This window comes from Parasphingomonas halimpatiens, assembly GCF_036663795.1.
GTDB lineage: Bacteria > Pseudomonadota > Alphaproteobacteria > Sphingomonadales > Sphingomonadaceae > Sphingomonas.
In genome coordinates this window covers 102075-117242 of sequence record NZ_JAXOJP010000002.1, presented here as the reverse complement: position 1 = coordinate 117242, position 15168 = coordinate 102075, and the positions used below count along the sequence as shown (strand labels likewise).

Below are 15168 nucleotides of genomic sequence, written 5' to 3'. Positions count from 1 at the left end.
GGAGTCGGCAGACGGCGCCGGATGATGCTTTCGCCCGTCGCGACACATGGCGAGGCAGGTGGTCATGCGGCGCTATGATCGGTGTGCGCGCTCCTGCCAAGCCGGCGTGGCGGTCGCGGTTCGGTGGCGTGGCGTCGCAGCAATGGGAAGTGTATGATTTGAATGGCGATCCTTGCGCGGCGGCGTGAGCGATCCGGTCAAGGTACAGGCGGCGGCCGATCGTCTGGCGGCGTTGCCGGCCAGGCTCGAGGTCCGCGATTTGCAGGCGCCCGGCTTTTCGGCGGCATTGGTCGTGATCGCCGGCTCCGCTCAAGAGCGCTTGATCGGCTCCAATGGTGGGGAAACATGGTCCAGATTCTGAACAAAAATATCTGGCATGCTATATGTCAATATATGGCGACTTCCCCGTAAAAATTTACAAAGCGATATTTTTAATCGCGACCATTTGTAAATTGCGAATTTCAATTGAAACTATTGATGCGATCAAGAGATTTAATTGTATGATCGAGCATCCACAAAAATGAGAAGTTTTCGTTGAATCCGTTGCCGGATGTAACTCCGGCGGGCCGGTTTCGACGAACTGGAGTTGGCGGGGAATGGATCTTGCTGGATCGGTATTGGTTCATGGCAGCGTACATGGCTCGCTCGAGGCATGTTTCGCATCGGTCCGCCGACATAGTGCGATCTTTGGCATCGCGCCGATCAAGATCAATCTTCGCGAACCTCGCCACTGACGGACGAGTGCCTGCTGGATAACAGCGGCGGAATCTCCGAGAGCGAGCGCACATGGGCATCGGCGCAACGAAGGTCGCCCTGCGAAGCGTGGATCACACCCCAAGGTCCACGCTCGATGAAGATCGCCATCATGCCCATCGCCCTGGCGGGCAGGATATCATTGTCGAGCCTGTCGCCGACATAGGCGATGTCACCGGCCGCGAAGCCGCATTGTTCGATGATCTTCGCAAAGAAATGCGGTGACGGCTTTTCGACACCCCATCGCGCCGACGACGCCACATGGTCCGCTTCCGCTCCCGCGGCGCGCAGCGCCTCTTCCGCATCCTCGGGCTGGTTGCCGGCGATGCCGACGATCAAGCCACTTTCGCGCAGCGCCGCGAGGCAGGGGAGGGCATCCGGGTAGAAGTCCCGGCGCTCGATCCGATATCTGTCGCCCTCCAATGCGCGCTCGCGCTCTGCCTGCGCGATGTCGAGCCCTGGAGCGAAAGGGTCGAACACGCGGTGATGGTGCTCGCCACGCGCGATTACCGCGCCGAGCGCGGCGAAGAAGGTCAGCCGCGGCACGCCGAGCCAGTCGGCCCACAGGCCCCATTGGCGTGTTTCATCGACCAGCGTCTCGCCGACATCGAAGTAGACGGCCCGGATCATCGCTTCGCCTTATCCCGCCACGACCGCCGGCAGGATCGCGTCGAGCAGCAGCATGCCCGCCTCGCGTACGCGAAGATGATCGCCGGCCCGGGCGACAAACCCCTGGTCCGCCAGCCGCGCGATCGCCGTCTCGTCGACCAGCGCGGCGACGGGGGCCTCGCCCAGCAGCGCGATCCGGGTGAGGTCGATGCCCTCGCGCAGGCGCAACCCCATCAGCAGCCCTTCCTTCGCGCGGTCGGCGGGGATGAGCCGCTCCTCGCTCTGTGCGCCATGGCCGTTGCGCGCGACCGCCGACAGCCAGTTTTCCGGTTTGCGGTGCCGCACCGTCGCCATCCCGCCGCGTCGGCCATGCGCGCCGGGGCCGATCCCGGCATAGTCGCGGTAGCGCCAATAGGTCAGGTTGTGCCGGCTCTCGGCGCCGCGGCGGGCATGGTTGGAAATCTCATAGGCAGGCAAGCCGGCCGTTTTGGTCAGCGCGCGCGTCGCTTCGAACAGGTCGGCGGCGGCATCGCCGTCCGGAATGTGCAACCGACCGGCAGCGGCATCGGTGGCAAAGCGCGTGCCGGGTTCGATCGTCAGCTGGTAGAGCGACAGATGCTCGGTGCCGAAGCCCAAGGCGCGCGCCAGTTCGGCCTCCCAATCCTTCAGACACTGCTCGGGTCGAGCATAGATCAGGTCGAAGCTGACACGCGCGAACGCCCGTTGCGCGGTCGCCAGCGCGGCGAGTCCTTCGTCGACGCCATGTGCGCGGCCCAGAAAGCGTAGCGCATCGTCGTCGAGCGCCTGCAAGCCGAGCGACACGCGATTGACCCCGGCGCGCGCGATATCGGCGAAGCGCGCCGCCTCGACCGAGGAGGGGTTGGCTTCCAGCGTGATCTCGATGTCGTCGTCGAACGGCCATGCCGCGGATGCCGCGTCGATGATCGCCGCGACCGTCTCGGGCGGCATCAGCGAGGGGGTGCCGCCACCGAAGAAGATCGACCCCAGGCGCCGCCCCGGCAACAATGCCGCCTCATGCGCCAGGTCGGCGAGCAGCGCCGCGCGCCATGCCACCTGGTCGACGGCGTCCCGGACATGGCTGTTGAAGTCGCAATAGGGACATTTCGAGACGCAGAACGGCCAATGGACATAAAGCGCGAGCGGCGGCGTTTCGGCGACGTTCATGGGGGTGCGCTATGACGTGGGTCGAGGAGTGTGGGAAGATGCGTGCGATCCTGCTTGCGATACTGGCGCTGGCCGGTTGCGCCGCCGAGGCGCCGACCCAGGTCGTCGAACGGCGGACCACGATGGCACCCGCGCCGCGCGGCGGTGCGCTACTGCGCACCGCAATGCTGCGCGGCCACAATGCCGCACGCGCGGCGGTCGGGGTCGCGCCGCTGGTCTGGGACGATCGCCTCGCGACCGACGCCGCCGCGTATGCCGCCACGCTGGCGCGCGAAAATCGCTTCGAACATGCCGCCCAGCCGCAGGGGCCGTCGCGCGAGGGCGAAAATCTGTGGATGGGGACGCGCGACGCCTTTGGCTTTGACGAAATGCTCGGCCACTGGGTCGCCGAACGGCGCTATTACCGAGCGGCGCCGACGCCCGATTTCAGTAGCACCGGCCGCTGGGGCGATGTCGCGCATTACACCCAGATGGTCTGGCGCACCTCAACGACGGTCGGCTGTGCGCTGGCGAGCAATCGCGACAATGACTATCTCGTTTGCCGCTACGCGCCGCCCGGCAATGTCGTCGGGCAGCGCGCCTTCTAGCAAGCGGCGCCGCCTTGTGCGACGCTGCATGCGACCAGCGGAGACGAGGTGAGGATGGCAGCGGTGATATTGACGGTGGCGGGCAGCGATCGCCCCGGGCTGACCGCGGCGCTGGCCGAGGCGGTGCAGGCGGCGGGCGGCAACTGGTTGGAAAGCCGGCTGGCGCGCCTCGGGGGGCGATATGTCGGCTCGGTGCTGGTCGATATTCCCACCGGCGGATTGGCTGCACTGGAGGCCGCCGCGCATCGCATCGATGCCGATGGGCTCGCTGTCACGCTGCTCGCCGCGGTTGAGCAGCTGCCGCTCGCGGGTCAAGCGCTGCACCTCGACCTGGTCGGCCAGGACCGTCCGGGGATCGTGCGCGAGGTGACGAGCGTCCTCGCGCGGCTTGGCGTGAATATCGAGGATTTCGCGACCAGCGTGGAGAATGGCGCCTGGTCGGGCGAGAAGCTCTTCCGCGCCACCGCGCGGCTGCTTGTCCCGGCCGGCACGGCGACCGATGCGGTCGGCGCGGCGTTGGAAGCGATTTCGGGCGAGATCATGGTCGACTTCACCGTTTCACCACCGGGCTGATCCGCCGCCGTCCGGAAAGCGTCGGGGCGAAGCCGTGGTGCGTAGCGCTGTTCGCGCAGCGATCAGAGGACCGCGGCGACCAGTTGCCGGAAGGCGGCGGCGCGGTGGGTGAGGGGGGTCTTGGCCTCGGGCGCCATCTCGCCGAAGGTCAGTGTCTCGCCATCGGGCAGGAACATCGGATCGTAGCCGAAGCCATGCTCGCCGCGCGGCGGCCAGACCAGCGTGCCGTCGACGCGTCCCTCGAACCATTCGACATGGCCGTCGGGCCAGGCCAGCGCGAGCGCGCAGACGAAATGCGCACTGCGTGGCGCGTCGTCGATCGCGCTCACCCGCTCCTCGACCAGCCGCATCGCCAGCCCGAAATCCTTGTCCGGCCCCGCCCAGCGCGCCGAGAAGATGCCCGGCTCGCCACCAAGCGCATCGACGCACAGACCCGAATCGTCGGCCAGCGCGGGCAGGCCCGACAGGTCGGCGGCCTGCATTGCCTTCAACTCGGCATTGGCGACGAAGGTCGTGCCGGTTTCCTCGGGTTCGGGCAGGTCGAGATCGGCAGCCGAGACCGGCTCGATGCCATAGGGGCCGAGCAATGCCCTGATCTCGCGGACCTTGCCGGCATTATGACTGGCGATGACGAGCTTTCCGGGGGCGAGCTTGCGGATCGCCTGCGGGGTCTCGCCCTCGCCGCTCACTTCGCGACGGCCTTGGCCTGTGCGGCGAAGATGTCGGCGCAACCGATCCGCGCCAGGCGCAATAGACGGAGGAGCGCTTCCTCGTCATAGGTAGCACCTTCCGCCGTCGCCTGTGCCTCGGCGATGTTGCCGTTTTCGAGCAGAACGAAATTGGCGTCGGCGTCGGCGTTCGAATCCTCATCATAATCGAGGTCGAGCACCGGCGTGCCCTTGAAGATACCGCACGAGACGGCGGCAACCTTCTGCGTCAGCGGATCGGCGGTGAGCTTGCCCTCGGCCATCAGGCCGTCGATCGCCAGCCGCAGCGCGACCCACGCGCCGGAGATTGCCGCGGTGCGCGTCCCGCCATCGGCCTGGATCACATCGCAATCGAGCGTGATCTGGCGCTCGCCGAGCAGCTTGAGGTCGGTGACCGCGCGCAGGCTCCGGCCGATCAGCCGCTGGATCTCCTGCGTCCGTCCCGATTGCTTGCCCTTGGCCGCTTCGCGGTTGCCTCGCGTATGCGTGGCGCGGGGCAACATGCCATATTCGGCCGTGACCCAGCCCTCGCCCTTGCCGCGCAGCCAGGGCGGCAGGCGCTCCTCGACCGAGGCGGTGACCAGCACCCTGGTGTCGCCGAACCCGATCAGCACCGATCCTTCGGCGTGGCGGGTGAAGTGCGGCTCGATGCTGATCGCACGCATCTGATCGGGGGCGCGGCCGGAGGGGCGCATGGGGAGTCTCCTGAGAATGGTTGCGGCGCTGCCTAGACGTGGAGCGGCGCAGGCGCCAGTCTCGGTGCAGCCGGAAGGGGTAAATATGTGAAATGGATTCTGCTCATTCTCGCGACATTGGCCCTACCGGCAAACGCTGCCCCCTCACGATCCGCAAGAATTGAGGCGCTCACCCTTGGCTCTCACTTTCTGCCGCGCATATGCCTTGGAAAATGCCCCAGCTTCGACGTGACCGTGCATGCGGATGGACGACTTGAAAGGCGCCTCACGGCTGGTCCGGGCGAGGCGGACCGCATCGTTCGCTCGCATATAGCCCCTGCGCGCTTCCTCAAGGCATCGAATCTACTCTCTGGCCTGATGCCAGGAGGTTCAGATTCTCTCCTCGGCTGCGATCGCGGCGTGGCAGCATCCGCCAGCGGGGCTGCGGACTTCACTATCGCCTGGTGGAACAATCGCACGGCTACGCGCTTGCGCGCCTGTCATGACAACGAAGCTGTGTCGCGCGCCTTTGGCCTCGCCATGTCGGCGCTGGGCCTCGACCCGGATTCCGCTTTGATCCTGGGCGTCGAAACCAGGGCAGCAGGAGCGAATGATGAGCGGCGGCCAATAGTGCCACGGCCCTTCCGTCGGCGCGGTTGAGCGAAGGCGCGTCAGCCCCTACATGCCGGTGATGTCCGCGCCTCCCATCACCGAACTGAACGATCGCGCGCGCGACGTCTTCCGCGTCGTCGTGGAAAGTTACCTGCACACCGGCGCACCGATCGGCTCGCGCACCATTGCCCAGCTCTCGGGCCTCAATCTGTCGCCGGCCTCGATCCGTAACGTGATGCAGGACCTCGAGGAATTCGGCCTGCTCGCCGCGCCGCACACCAGCGCCGGGCGGATGCCGACCGATTCCGGCCTGCGGCTGTTCGTCGACGGCATGATGCAGGCGCTCGAACCGAGTGCCGAGGAGCGCGCGGCGATCGAAGCGCGGGCCGGGCAGTCCGGCCCGGTCGAGGAGGCGCTCGCCGCGACAACGGCCGCGCTTTCCGGACTATCCGCCTGTGCGGGCCTAGTTTTCGTGCCCAAGCGTGAACTGGTGCTGCGTCAGGTCAGCTTCGTGCCGCTGTCGGCGGACAAGGCCCTGGCCGTGCTGGTCAGCGACACGGGCGCGGTCGAGAATCGCGTCATCGACCTGCCGCGCGACATCTCGCCGATCGCGCTGATCGAGGCGGGCAATTACATGACCGCGACGCTCGGCGGCCTCACGCTGGTCGAGGCACGTGAGCGCATCGCGCGTCAGGTCGCGGCGGAGCGCGCGGAACTCGACGGTGCGGCGCGGACGCTGGTCGAGCGCGGTCTCGCGGTGTGGAGCGAGGATGGCGATCGCCGGCCCGTGCTGATCGTGCGCGGGCAGGGCCGTCTGATCGATGCCGCCGACGCGGCGCAGCTCGAACGCATCACCGAACTGCTCGACGATCTCGAGGGCAAGCAGGAGATTTCGCGCCTGCTCGACAGCGCCGCGGCGGGTGATGCGACGCGGATCTTCATCGGCGCGGAGAACAAGCTTTTCTCGTTGTCGGGCTCGTCGGTCATCGCGCGGCCGTTCCACGGCGCGGGCGGTCGCGTCGTCGGAGTCGTCGGCGTCATTGGCCCGACTCGGTTGAACTATGCGCGCGTCGTGCCCATGGTGGATTTCACGGCCGCGACCCTCGCGCGGCTCATGAGTTAAGAGAGCAGAATGACCAAGGACAAGAACGATAGTGCCGTCGATGTTTCCGAAGCCGAGGAGCTGCGCGCCGAAACCGCGCAGGCCGCGCCGGAAGTGGCGGAGCATGACCGCGTCGCCGAGCTCGAAAAGGAACTGGCCGATTCGAAGGCGGCGGTGCTCTATGCCCATGCCGAGGCGCAGAATGTCCGCCGCCGGTCGGAAAAGGAGATCGCCGATGCGCGCACCTATGCCGCGACCGGCTTCGCGCGCGACATCCTGACCGTTGCCGACAATCTCAGCCGGGCGCTGGAGGCGATTCCCGCCGAACTGCGCGACGACGATAAGATGAAGGGGCTGGTCACCGGCCTCGAAGCGACCGGCCGCGAACTCGCCGCCGTCTTCACGCGTCACGGCATCGTCAAGATCACGACGATCGGCGAAGCGCTCGACCCCAATCGCCACCAGGCGATGTTCGAACTGCCGAGCGACGAGAAGCCCGGCACCGTCGTGCAGGAAATGCAGGCCGGTTACATGATCAAGGACCGTCTGCTGCGTCCGGCGCTGGTCGGGGTGGCGAAGAAGGCGGACTGACTGTTTCGACTCCCCTCCCTGGTCAGGGAGGGGTTGGGGGTGGGTCGGCCCGCGAGGGAATGACTCGCTCACCTCATACCTACCCACCCCCGGCCCCTCCCTTCCAGGGAGGGGAGGAGTAGAGATGAACCCGAACCTCACCACCGATCGCCCGACCTTCGTGACGCATCTCGAATGCTCGCTGACCGGCGAGCGTTACGAGGCCGACCAGCTTCACGGCCTGTCGCGCGCCGGGCGGCCGCTGCTGGTACGCTACGATCTCGACATGGTACGCGCCGTCGCGCCGCGCGCGATGATCGCGGCGCGGCCGACCGATCTGTGGCGCTGGCGAGAGCTGCTGCCAGTGCGCCACACCGGCAGCATCGTCAGCCTCGGCGAGATCGAAACGCCGCTCGTGCCGATTCCCCGGTCGGGCGGCCCGAAGGTGCTGGTCAAGGACGAGGGCCGCTTGCCGACGGGCTCGTTCAAGGCGCGCGGGCTGGTCATGGCGGTGGCGATGGCGCGCGAACTCGGCGTCACGAAGATCGCGATGCCGACCAACGGCAATGCCGGGGCTGCGCTTGCCGCCTATGCGACGCGCTGCGGGATCGAGACGATCGTCTTCTGCCCCGACGACACCCCCGAGATCAACGTCCGCGAGATCGCCATGCAGGGCGCGCGCGTCTACCGCGTCAACGGGCTGATCGACGATTGCGGCGCGATCGTCGGCAAGGGCGCGGCGGAGGGGAAGTGGTTCGACTTCTCGACGCTCAAGGAGCCCTACCGGATCGAGGGCAAGAAGACGATGGGGCTGGAACTCGCCGCGCAGTTCGGCTGGCGGTTGCCCAAGGCGATCTTCTACCCGACGGGTGGCGGCACCGGGCTGATCGGCATGTGGAAGGCGTTCGACGAACTCGAGAAACTCGGCTGGATCGGCGCCGAGCGGCCGAAGATGTTTGCAGTGCAGGCATCGGGTTGTGCGCCGATCGTCCGCGCCTTCGAAGAGGGCGTCGAGCATGCCGAGCGCTGGGAGGATGCCAGCACCGTCGCCGCCGGCATCCGCGTGCCGAAGGCGGTCGGCGACTTCCTGATCCTGCGCGCGGTGCGCGAGAGTGGCGGCAAGGCCATGGCCGTGGGCGACCCCGCGATTCTCAAGGCGGTCGACGATTGCGCGAAGAAGGACGGCCTGCTGCTCTGCCCGGAGGGCGGTGCGACGCTGGCGGCCTATCACGAGGCGCTCAACACCGGGCTGGTCGACGAGGATGACGAGGTCGTGCTGTTCAACTGCGCGACCGGGCTGAAATATCCGATGCCGGCGGCCAATGTCGCAATCGACAAGGACGGCCCGATCGACTTCGACGATCTGTGACTTTTTGCCCTCTCCCCTTTGGGGAGCAACGGGTCGGCCATGCCCCCGGCATGGCCTGAACAGCGCGGGGCGCTGTTCACCCGTTGCTGGTGGCCGAGCGTAGCGAGGTCGGGAGAGGGCAGTAACGCGAACGTTCGCATTTGTGGCCACCCCTCTCCCCGACCCTCTCCCCATTGAGGGGAGAGGGAGTAGGCTCAAATCGTCTGCGCCCTATTCTCGTCGCGATGCTTTTTGAGATACTTCATGAACGGCGTGCCGCCGGTGCCGACATCGGGGTCGTTGCCCGCGCCCGACGAGGCCTGCTTGTTGATATAGGCGGCGGCATATTCGAGATGGCGGCTGCGGAAGCGCGCGACCTGCTCGACACAGGCGTTGAACGCGTCCTTGAGGCTCTGGTGCTGGCCCTTGGCGAAGTCGCGCAGATGGCTCGCCGCCTGCATGTCCTCGATAAAGGCACGGTGCTTGCGCGGGCGGTACTGATGCAGGTCCGCCAGGAAATCGCGCAGTTCGTCCTGAGTATGAACGACCTGGAACAGCCCGTCCATCGCCGGCACGATCGAGCTTTGCGATCCGGTCTGCCCGCGGAACGGCTGCGGCTTGCCGCCGAACTTCGCCACGCCTTCGTAGATCAGCCCCTCGGGCATCGCCGGATTGTTCTTCCAGCCATGGATATAGGGGCGGACGCGGTTGTAATAGATGTACGGATCGCACTTCTCGGTCATGCGGTCGAAGATCGCGTTGATCTCGTCCCACACGCCGTTCATCTCGGTCAGCAGCGCCTCGACCCGCGCGGCATCGCCGGCATCGCTGGCGCGCACCAGCTCGACGCCGAGCTGAAGCGCCCGGCCCGCCGTCGCTTCGATCGCAACATGGACGAGGACGAACCAGTTCTCGTCCTGCCCGCCGGCAAAATGCTGGTCCATCACGATGTTCTCGAGTGCGACGGGGCCGTCCTTGTCGAGCCGGTACCAGTTGTCGAGCACATAGCCGGCATAGTTCATCACCGGCGGGAAGCCGATATGATCGCTGAGCGCGACCAGCGGCAGCGCGAGATTGGCCGGCAGAAACGCCGGTGGCGTCGGCTCGCCCCACACATAGGCCTGGACGAGGAAGGAATAGCGCACCATCGCGACGCCGATCTCTTCCTCGCTCGCGCTGGCGAGGAACGCGTCCATGTCGGGCATGGCCAGGCTGTCGAGCCAGTGCCGAATCCGGCCCGTCGTGACCAGCGCCGACAGCATCGCCGCCGCCCCTTCGACCTCGGCGAAATCGTCGGGCAATTCGACATCGTCGATCTCGGCGTGCGAGAGATAGCCGCGTTCGCCCGACAGCCCGTAATGGCTCAGGTCGTGGAGGGTCATGCTGTTCCTGTCCTGCGAGAAGTGGTTTCTTGTGAAACTATCTCCTAGCGCGGTCCGTCGGGCGACGCCAGTCGCTGCGACGCTGTTGACAGCGCCGCCGTTCGTGCGCGAGGCTCGCCGGGCAAGCGGCAACGTCCGCGGCTTGCCTGTAATCTGGTCCGGGTGACGAGTGCCGATGCCTCTTTCAACCCCTGCGCTACCATGACCGAACGCGGCAGCGCGGACCGGCTGCGCATGGCGCTCGACGCGTCGGGTCGCATCGGCACCTGGGAATGGGACCTTACCAAAGATATCATCTCCGGCGACGAACGGACCGCACGGCTCTACGGCATCGATCCGCCGCTGGCGGCGGAAGGGGCACCGTCTGCCAGCTTCCTCGTGCACGTCCATCCCGACGATCACGATCCGGTCAGCGACCGGTTCATCGCCGCGATCGCCAGCGGTGCGTCGCTCGAAACCGAGTGTCGGCTGCGCATGCCGGATGGCGAGCAGCGCTGGATTTCGGTCCAGGGGCGTTGTCGGCATGGGCCCGACGGTCGTCCGACGCTGTTCGCCGGCGTCACCTTCGACATTACGGCGACCAAGCGCGCCGAAGCCGATCTGCGCCAAGAGAAGGAAGAGCGCGAATTCATCCTGTCGCTGGTCGAACGGCAGCGGTTGCTGCAGGATCCCGACGACCTGATGCGGATGACCGCGGAGGCGATCGGCCTGCGGCTCGCTGTCGATCGCACGGGATTTTTCGAGGTCGTCGATGACACGATCATTCGCTTCGGACCGTGCTGGACAGGGGGCAAGCTCGCGCCGCTGACCGGCGACATGCCCTCCGCAACCTTCGGCGATGCGGTGGGTCGGGTGATCCGCAGCGGCGGCACACTGGTCTTCAGCGGTGACGAAGCGGACGCGGTGTTTCCCGCCAGCAATGGCCTGGCCGCGACCGGCACGCGTGCCGGGATCAGCGTGCCGCTCGTCCGTCACGGGCGCTGGGAGGGCGCCTTTTACCTTGGCCAGGCGGAAAGCCGGCGCTGGTCGGAAGGTGAAATCGCGCTGGTCGAGGAAGCGGCGCAGCTCGCCTGGGATGCCGTCGAGCGGGCCCGCGCCGCATCGCAGTTGCGCAAGCGCAACCGTCGCCTCGTCGGTGAGGTCGCCGAGCGCACCGCCGAACGCGACCGGGTATGGGAGGTCAGTCACGATCTGCTCGGCGTTGCCGATCCCGACGGCACCTGGCGCAGCGTCAACCCGGCCTGGACGCGAATGCTCGGCTGGGAAGCGCATGAGCTGATCGGCAGGACTTCCGAATGGCTGCTTCATCCGGACGAACTCGCTACGCGCCGGGAACGGCTCGCGACGCTGCATCGCGGTGACGAGATCAACCGCTACGAGCTGCGCATGCGGACGCGCGACGGCGACTATCGTTACCTGTCATGGACCGCGACACTGGCCGAGGACCGGCTCTATGCCATCGCGCGCGATGTCACCGACGAGCGCCGCCAGCAGGCGGCGTTGCGTGCTGCGGAACAGCGCACGCAGCTCGTCCTCGGCGCGATGGATGGGGTCGGTATCTGGTCTTACGACATCGCCAACGACCGCTTCCAGAGCGATGCCGGTTTTGCCGCGCTCTACGGCTTCTCCGCCGAGCAGGCGGAATCCGGCGCGTCGATGGCGGAACTGCTCGCGCGGGTCCATCCCGAGGATATCGAACGCCTCATGGGTGTGTTCGCCGAGATGCGCGACCAGATCGGCGGCGACGAGGTCGAATATCGCGTCGTTCGACCCGATGGGTCGCAACGCTGGGTGATGGTCCGCAACCATGCGCTGCTCAACGACCAGGGCCAGCTCGAATCGGTCGTCGGCGTCGGCATCGACGTGACGCGTTTGCGCGAGCTCGAGGAGAGTCTGCGCCAGGCGCAGAAAATGGAGGCGGTCGGCCAGCTGACCGGGGGGCTGGCGCATGATTTCAACAATCTGCTGACCGGCATTTCCGGCGCGCTGGAGATGATGCAGCTGCGCCTCAAACAGGGCCGGATCGACGCCTTGCCGCGCTATATCGGCGCGGCGCAAACCGCGGCGGGGCGCGCCGCCGCGCTGACCCATCGGCTGCTCGCCTTTGCGCGCCGCCAGCCGCTCGATCCGCGCCCGAGCGATGTCGGGCGATTGATCGCCGGGATGGAGGATCTGCTGCGCGGCACGGTGGGGCCGGGCATCGACTTGCGCATCCTGCATGCCGCGGACAGCTGGGCGGTGCAGGTCGATGCCAACCAGCTCGAAAATGCACTGCTCAACCTGTGCATCAATGCGCGCGATGCTATGCCCGACGGCGGCGTGCTGACGGTCGAGACGGCCAATGTCTGGCTCGACGAGGCGGGCGCGGCCGAGCGCGATCTGTCGCCGGGCGCGTATCTGACCCTGTGCGTGTCCGACACCGGTATCGGCATGCCGCCCGAGGTCGCCGCCCGCGCGTTCGAGCCGTTCTTCACGACCAAGCCCAAGGAACAGGGCACCGGCCTCGGCCTGTCGATGATCTATGGCTTCGCCCGCCAGTCGGGCGGGCAGATCCACATCCGCTCAGCACCCGGCGCCGGCACGACGATGAGCCTGTATCTGCCGCGCCATGTCGGCACGGTGGTCACGCCGGGCGAGGGCGGCCGGCGCGCGACGATCCGGCAGGTGGCAACCGATGACGTCGTGCTGGTGGTCGAGGACGAGCCGGGCGTGCGCATGCTCGTCACCGATCTGCTCGACGAGCTCGGCTATCGCGCGATCGAGGCAGGCGACGGCGCGGAAGGCGTCGCCGCATTGCGCTCGGATGCGCGGATCGACCTGCTGATCACCGATGTCGGCCTGCCCGGCGGCATGAACGGCCGCCAGGTCGCCGACATCGCCCGCGAACTGCGCCCGGGCCTGCCCGTGCTGTTCATCACCGGCTTTGCCGAGAATGCGGTGGTCGGCGACGGTCCGCTGGAAGAGGGAATGGAACTGCTCGCCAAGCCCTTCACGATCGATGCGCTGGCCGCGCGGATCACGCGGTTGGTGGGGGCACGCTGATCCCGTTCAAACGGGGCGAGGGGATTTCCGCTTATGCCGCCCGGTCGCGCTCGGCCGGGGTATCGCGCCGCCGCAGATAAGGCGCGACAAGATTGCGCGCGCGGAAGAATTCCTGGCGCTCGGGGCTCAGCGTCGCGAAATTGCCGATCACGCGGCGGCATTCGGGGCTGCGGCACTGGCAGATCATGTGCCAGTTCGATTCCTTGAGCGTGGTCGAATAATCCCACGCGATTTCCTCGCCGGCAGCGATCTCGCGGATCGCGACGAGCACCGGACCGCTCTCGGCAAAGCGCAGCCCGGCATTGGGCGAGCAGCTGTGGTTGATGAGGTCGTCGATCCGCCCCGAGGGACCCATATAATGTTCGGGCGTGACCTGGACGAAGCGGTCGCTCGACCCGCGCATCAGGCTCGGCACGCGGTCGCTGCGGAAGCGACGGCCAGTGAAGCGGATGATCTCCTCCCCCTCGGCAAAGCCCTGTGCGGCATAGACCGCCTTGCCGAGATGCGTCTCGCCGACCGAGAAGAGATTGGCCGCCGGGGCATAGGCATCGAGCACGAAGAAACGCCCGTCGCGGAAACCGAGCGAGCGCAGCGGGTTGATCGTCGCGAGCCCGACCATGAACCACACGCTGGCATGGCACAGCAGTTCGACCAGCACATAGGCATATTCGGCGACATGCTGGTCGCCCGTGCGGGTCGTGACGATCAACGTGGCGAGATCGCCGACCGTCCACAGCCCCCAGGCCGGGGAGCGCTCGCGCGTGCGGTCTTCCCATACGCTTTGCCAGGTCGGCCAGAAGCTGATCGGTACCGCGATGACGAGCAGCATGTGCGCCCAATAGGTCTGGCGGAAAGCCACCCATAGGATAAGCGCCGCGAAGCAGGCGGCGAGCGATACCGTCTCGCCGGTCGAGGGCCGCTCCCACACCGCCCCGCGCCACAGGCCGAGCGTGATGGCGATACAGGCAATCGCCGAAATGCCGAACACCCAGCCTTGCAGCACGCCCTGGTTGACCGCGGCATAGGTCGCCGCTTCCGCCGCGGTCGCGCCGCTCCAGATCAGCCACGAGATGCGATTGGGGCGGACCAGCTGTCTCCGCAGCCCGACGAGGTACAGCGCATAAGCCGCGACGCTGCACGTCACGGCGACGACGAACCAGGGTTCGATCGATGCAAAGGCCCCCATCATGGTTAAAGCGATACGGGAATCTGCGACTCGCGTCCACAAATACCCGGAAAAAGCCTAATGATTCCGGCGAGTCGTTGCCAAAATGTGAGTCTTTGGAATCACTTGAGTCGGAGTCTGAAGTTTGCGCTACGACGCTTTCTCAACGCTTCGTCTGACATCCTTCCGCTGCCGATATCAAAAGGTGGTGGAAGTCATTGAATCCGCCGCCGCACCATCCACCGCGCGGGGCCTTGCCACCGTGATCAACCCTCAGCAGAATGGCGGCCATGAAACAGATAGCGTTCGCGATCCTTCTCGTCCTGGGCATCGCGCCCGGTGCCCCCGCCCTGGCGCAGCTGACCGGGACGGTGATGGCGCCCGAGACCAAGGAGCAGTTCATCCTGCGCTCGCGCTACCACATTCCGGGTCGCACCGCCGCGACGGTGGTCTATCTCCACAGCCTCGCCCTCCGCGAAATTCGCGAGGAATACAGCTCGATCGCCACGCGCAACGACGATGGCAGCTGGACGGTCGGGACGATGGGCGAGATCGGCCCGGCGGCGAAGGCAATCAAGCTCCGCGTCGTTCCGGAAAAGCTCCGGCGCTTGTCGAAGGCTGATGGCGCAGCGCTCGATGCGTTGCTCGCCGACGAGGCGCTCTATCTCACCGCCTCGACCCTGCCGGCCGAGCCCGACAATAGCGCGACCTATCGCACCATGGAGATCGTGACGCCGGGACACCGCGTCGTCGTGCGGTGGATCGGTGCGCTGGAGGGGAAGGCGGGACGCGTCGCCGATCTGGTCGCAGCCGGTGGGGCCGGCGCGAAAGGCCGCACGCGGCGCTGAGCGCACGCGTC

Annotated in this window: 14 protein-coding genes; 8 read left to right on the top strand and 6 right to left on the bottom strand. The window is 66.8% G+C overall.

Annotated features, from left to right (window positions below):
* The first annotated feature begins 184 nt into the window (after nt 1-184).
* On the top strand, nt 185-361 hold the full coding sequence (locus U1839_RS02990; RefSeq protein ID WP_332802191.1) for a hypothetical protein: 177 nt from the start codon (nt 185-187) through the stop codon (nt 359-361).
* 347 nt (nt 362-708) lie between these two features.
* Here U1839_RS02990 and U1839_RS02985 read toward each other — a convergent pair whose 3' ends face one another.
* Together U1839_RS02985 and hemW are read right to left on the bottom strand one after the other, a co-directional pair.
* Nucleotides 709-1383 (bottom strand): HAD family hydrolase, encoded by a 675-nt coding sequence (locus U1839_RS02985; protein WP_332802190.1) that lies wholly within the window; start codon nt 1381-1383, stop codon nt 709-711.
* A gap of 9 nt (nt 1384-1392) precedes the next feature.
* Entirely contained in the window at nt 1393-2547 is a 1155-nt protein-coding gene (gene hemW, locus U1839_RS02980) for a radical SAM family heme chaperone HemW (RefSeq protein ID WP_332802189.1), read from the bottom strand.
* 38 nt (nt 2548-2585) lie between these two features.
* Here hemW and U1839_RS02975 point away from each other — a divergent pair, with 38 nt between their 5' ends.
* Together U1839_RS02975 and U1839_RS02970 are read left to right on the top strand one after the other, a co-directional pair.
* Complete coding sequence (locus U1839_RS02975) at nt 2586-3134, top strand: CAP domain-containing protein (RefSeq protein WP_332802188.1); 549 nt, start codon at nt 2586-2588, stop codon at nt 3132-3134.
* 54 nt (nt 3135-3188) lie between these two features.
* Nucleotides 3189-3707 (top strand): glycine cleavage system transcriptional repressor, encoded by a 519-nt coding sequence (locus U1839_RS02970; protein ID WP_332802187.1) that lies wholly within the window; start codon nt 3189-3191, stop codon nt 3705-3707.
* Between the two features lie 62 nt (nt 3708-3769).
* Here U1839_RS02970 and rdgB read toward each other — a convergent pair whose 3' ends face one another.
* The gene (gene rdgB / locus U1839_RS02965; RefSeq protein ID WP_332802186.1) at nt 3770-4396 is read right to left on the bottom strand and encodes an RdgB/HAM1 family non-canonical purine NTP pyrophosphatase; all 627 of its coding nucleotides are present in this window, start codon (nt 4394-4396) and stop codon (nt 3770-3772) included.
* A complete protein-coding gene (gene rph / locus U1839_RS02960) occupies nt 4393-5109 on the bottom strand; it encodes a ribonuclease PH (RefSeq protein WP_332802185.1) in 717 nt (238 codons plus the stop codon). Before rph ends, rdgB begins: the two co-directional genes overlap by 4 nt.
* Nucleotides 5110-5779: 670 nt before the next feature.
* On the opposite strand from rph, the gene hrcA reads away from it, so the two are divergent.
* The 3 genes from hrcA (at nt 5780) to U1839_RS02945 (ending at nt 8741) form a co-directional block, all read left to right on the top strand.
* Nucleotides 5780-6823 carry a heat-inducible transcriptional repressor HrcA gene (gene hrcA / locus U1839_RS02955; RefSeq protein ID WP_332802184.1) on the top strand — a complete coding sequence of 348 codons (1044 nt, stop codon included), beginning with the start codon at nt 5780-5782 and terminating at the stop codon, nt 6821-6823.
* Between the two features lie 9 nt (nt 6824-6832).
* Nucleotides 6833-7393, top strand: a complete 561-nt coding sequence (grpE, locus tag U1839_RS02950) for a nucleotide exchange factor GrpE (RefSeq protein WP_332802183.1) — start codon at nt 6833-6835, stop codon at nt 7391-7393.
* Between the two features lie 124 nt (nt 7394-7517).
* On the top strand, nt 7518-8741 hold the full coding sequence (locus U1839_RS02945; protein WP_332802182.1) for a threonine synthase: 1224 nt from the start codon (nt 7518-7520) through the stop codon (nt 8739-8741).
* A 194-nt stretch (nt 8742-8935) separates the two neighbouring features.
* On the opposite strand, the gene U1839_RS02940 is transcribed toward U1839_RS02945, so the two are convergent.
* Nucleotides 8936-10102, bottom strand: coding sequence for a PrnB family protein (locus tag U1839_RS02940; RefSeq protein ID WP_332802181.1), 1167 nt, complete (start codon nt 10100-10102; stop codon nt 8936-8938).
* Between the two features lie 201 nt (nt 10103-10303).
* Between U1839_RS02940 and U1839_RS02935 the strand changes: the two genes are divergently transcribed.
* Complete coding sequence (locus U1839_RS02935) at nt 10304-13144, top strand: PAS domain-containing protein (protein WP_332802180.1); 2841 nt, start codon at nt 10304-10306, stop codon at nt 13142-13144.
* Between the two features lie 31 nt (nt 13145-13175).
* Here U1839_RS02935 and U1839_RS02930 read toward each other — a convergent pair whose 3' ends face one another.
* The gene (locus U1839_RS02930) at nt 13176-14333 is read right to left on the bottom strand and encodes an SET domain-containing protein-lysine N-methyltransferase (protein WP_332802179.1); all 1158 of its coding nucleotides are present in this window, start codon (nt 14331-14333) and stop codon (nt 13176-13178) included.
* Nucleotides 14334-14599: 266 nt separating this feature from the next.
* Here U1839_RS02930 and U1839_RS02925 point away from each other — a divergent pair, with 266 nt between their 5' ends.
* Nucleotides 14600-15157, top strand: a complete 558-nt coding sequence (locus U1839_RS02925) for a hypothetical protein (protein ID WP_332802178.1) — start codon at nt 14600-14602, stop codon at nt 15155-15157.
* Nucleotides 15158-15168: the final 11 nt, after the last annotated feature.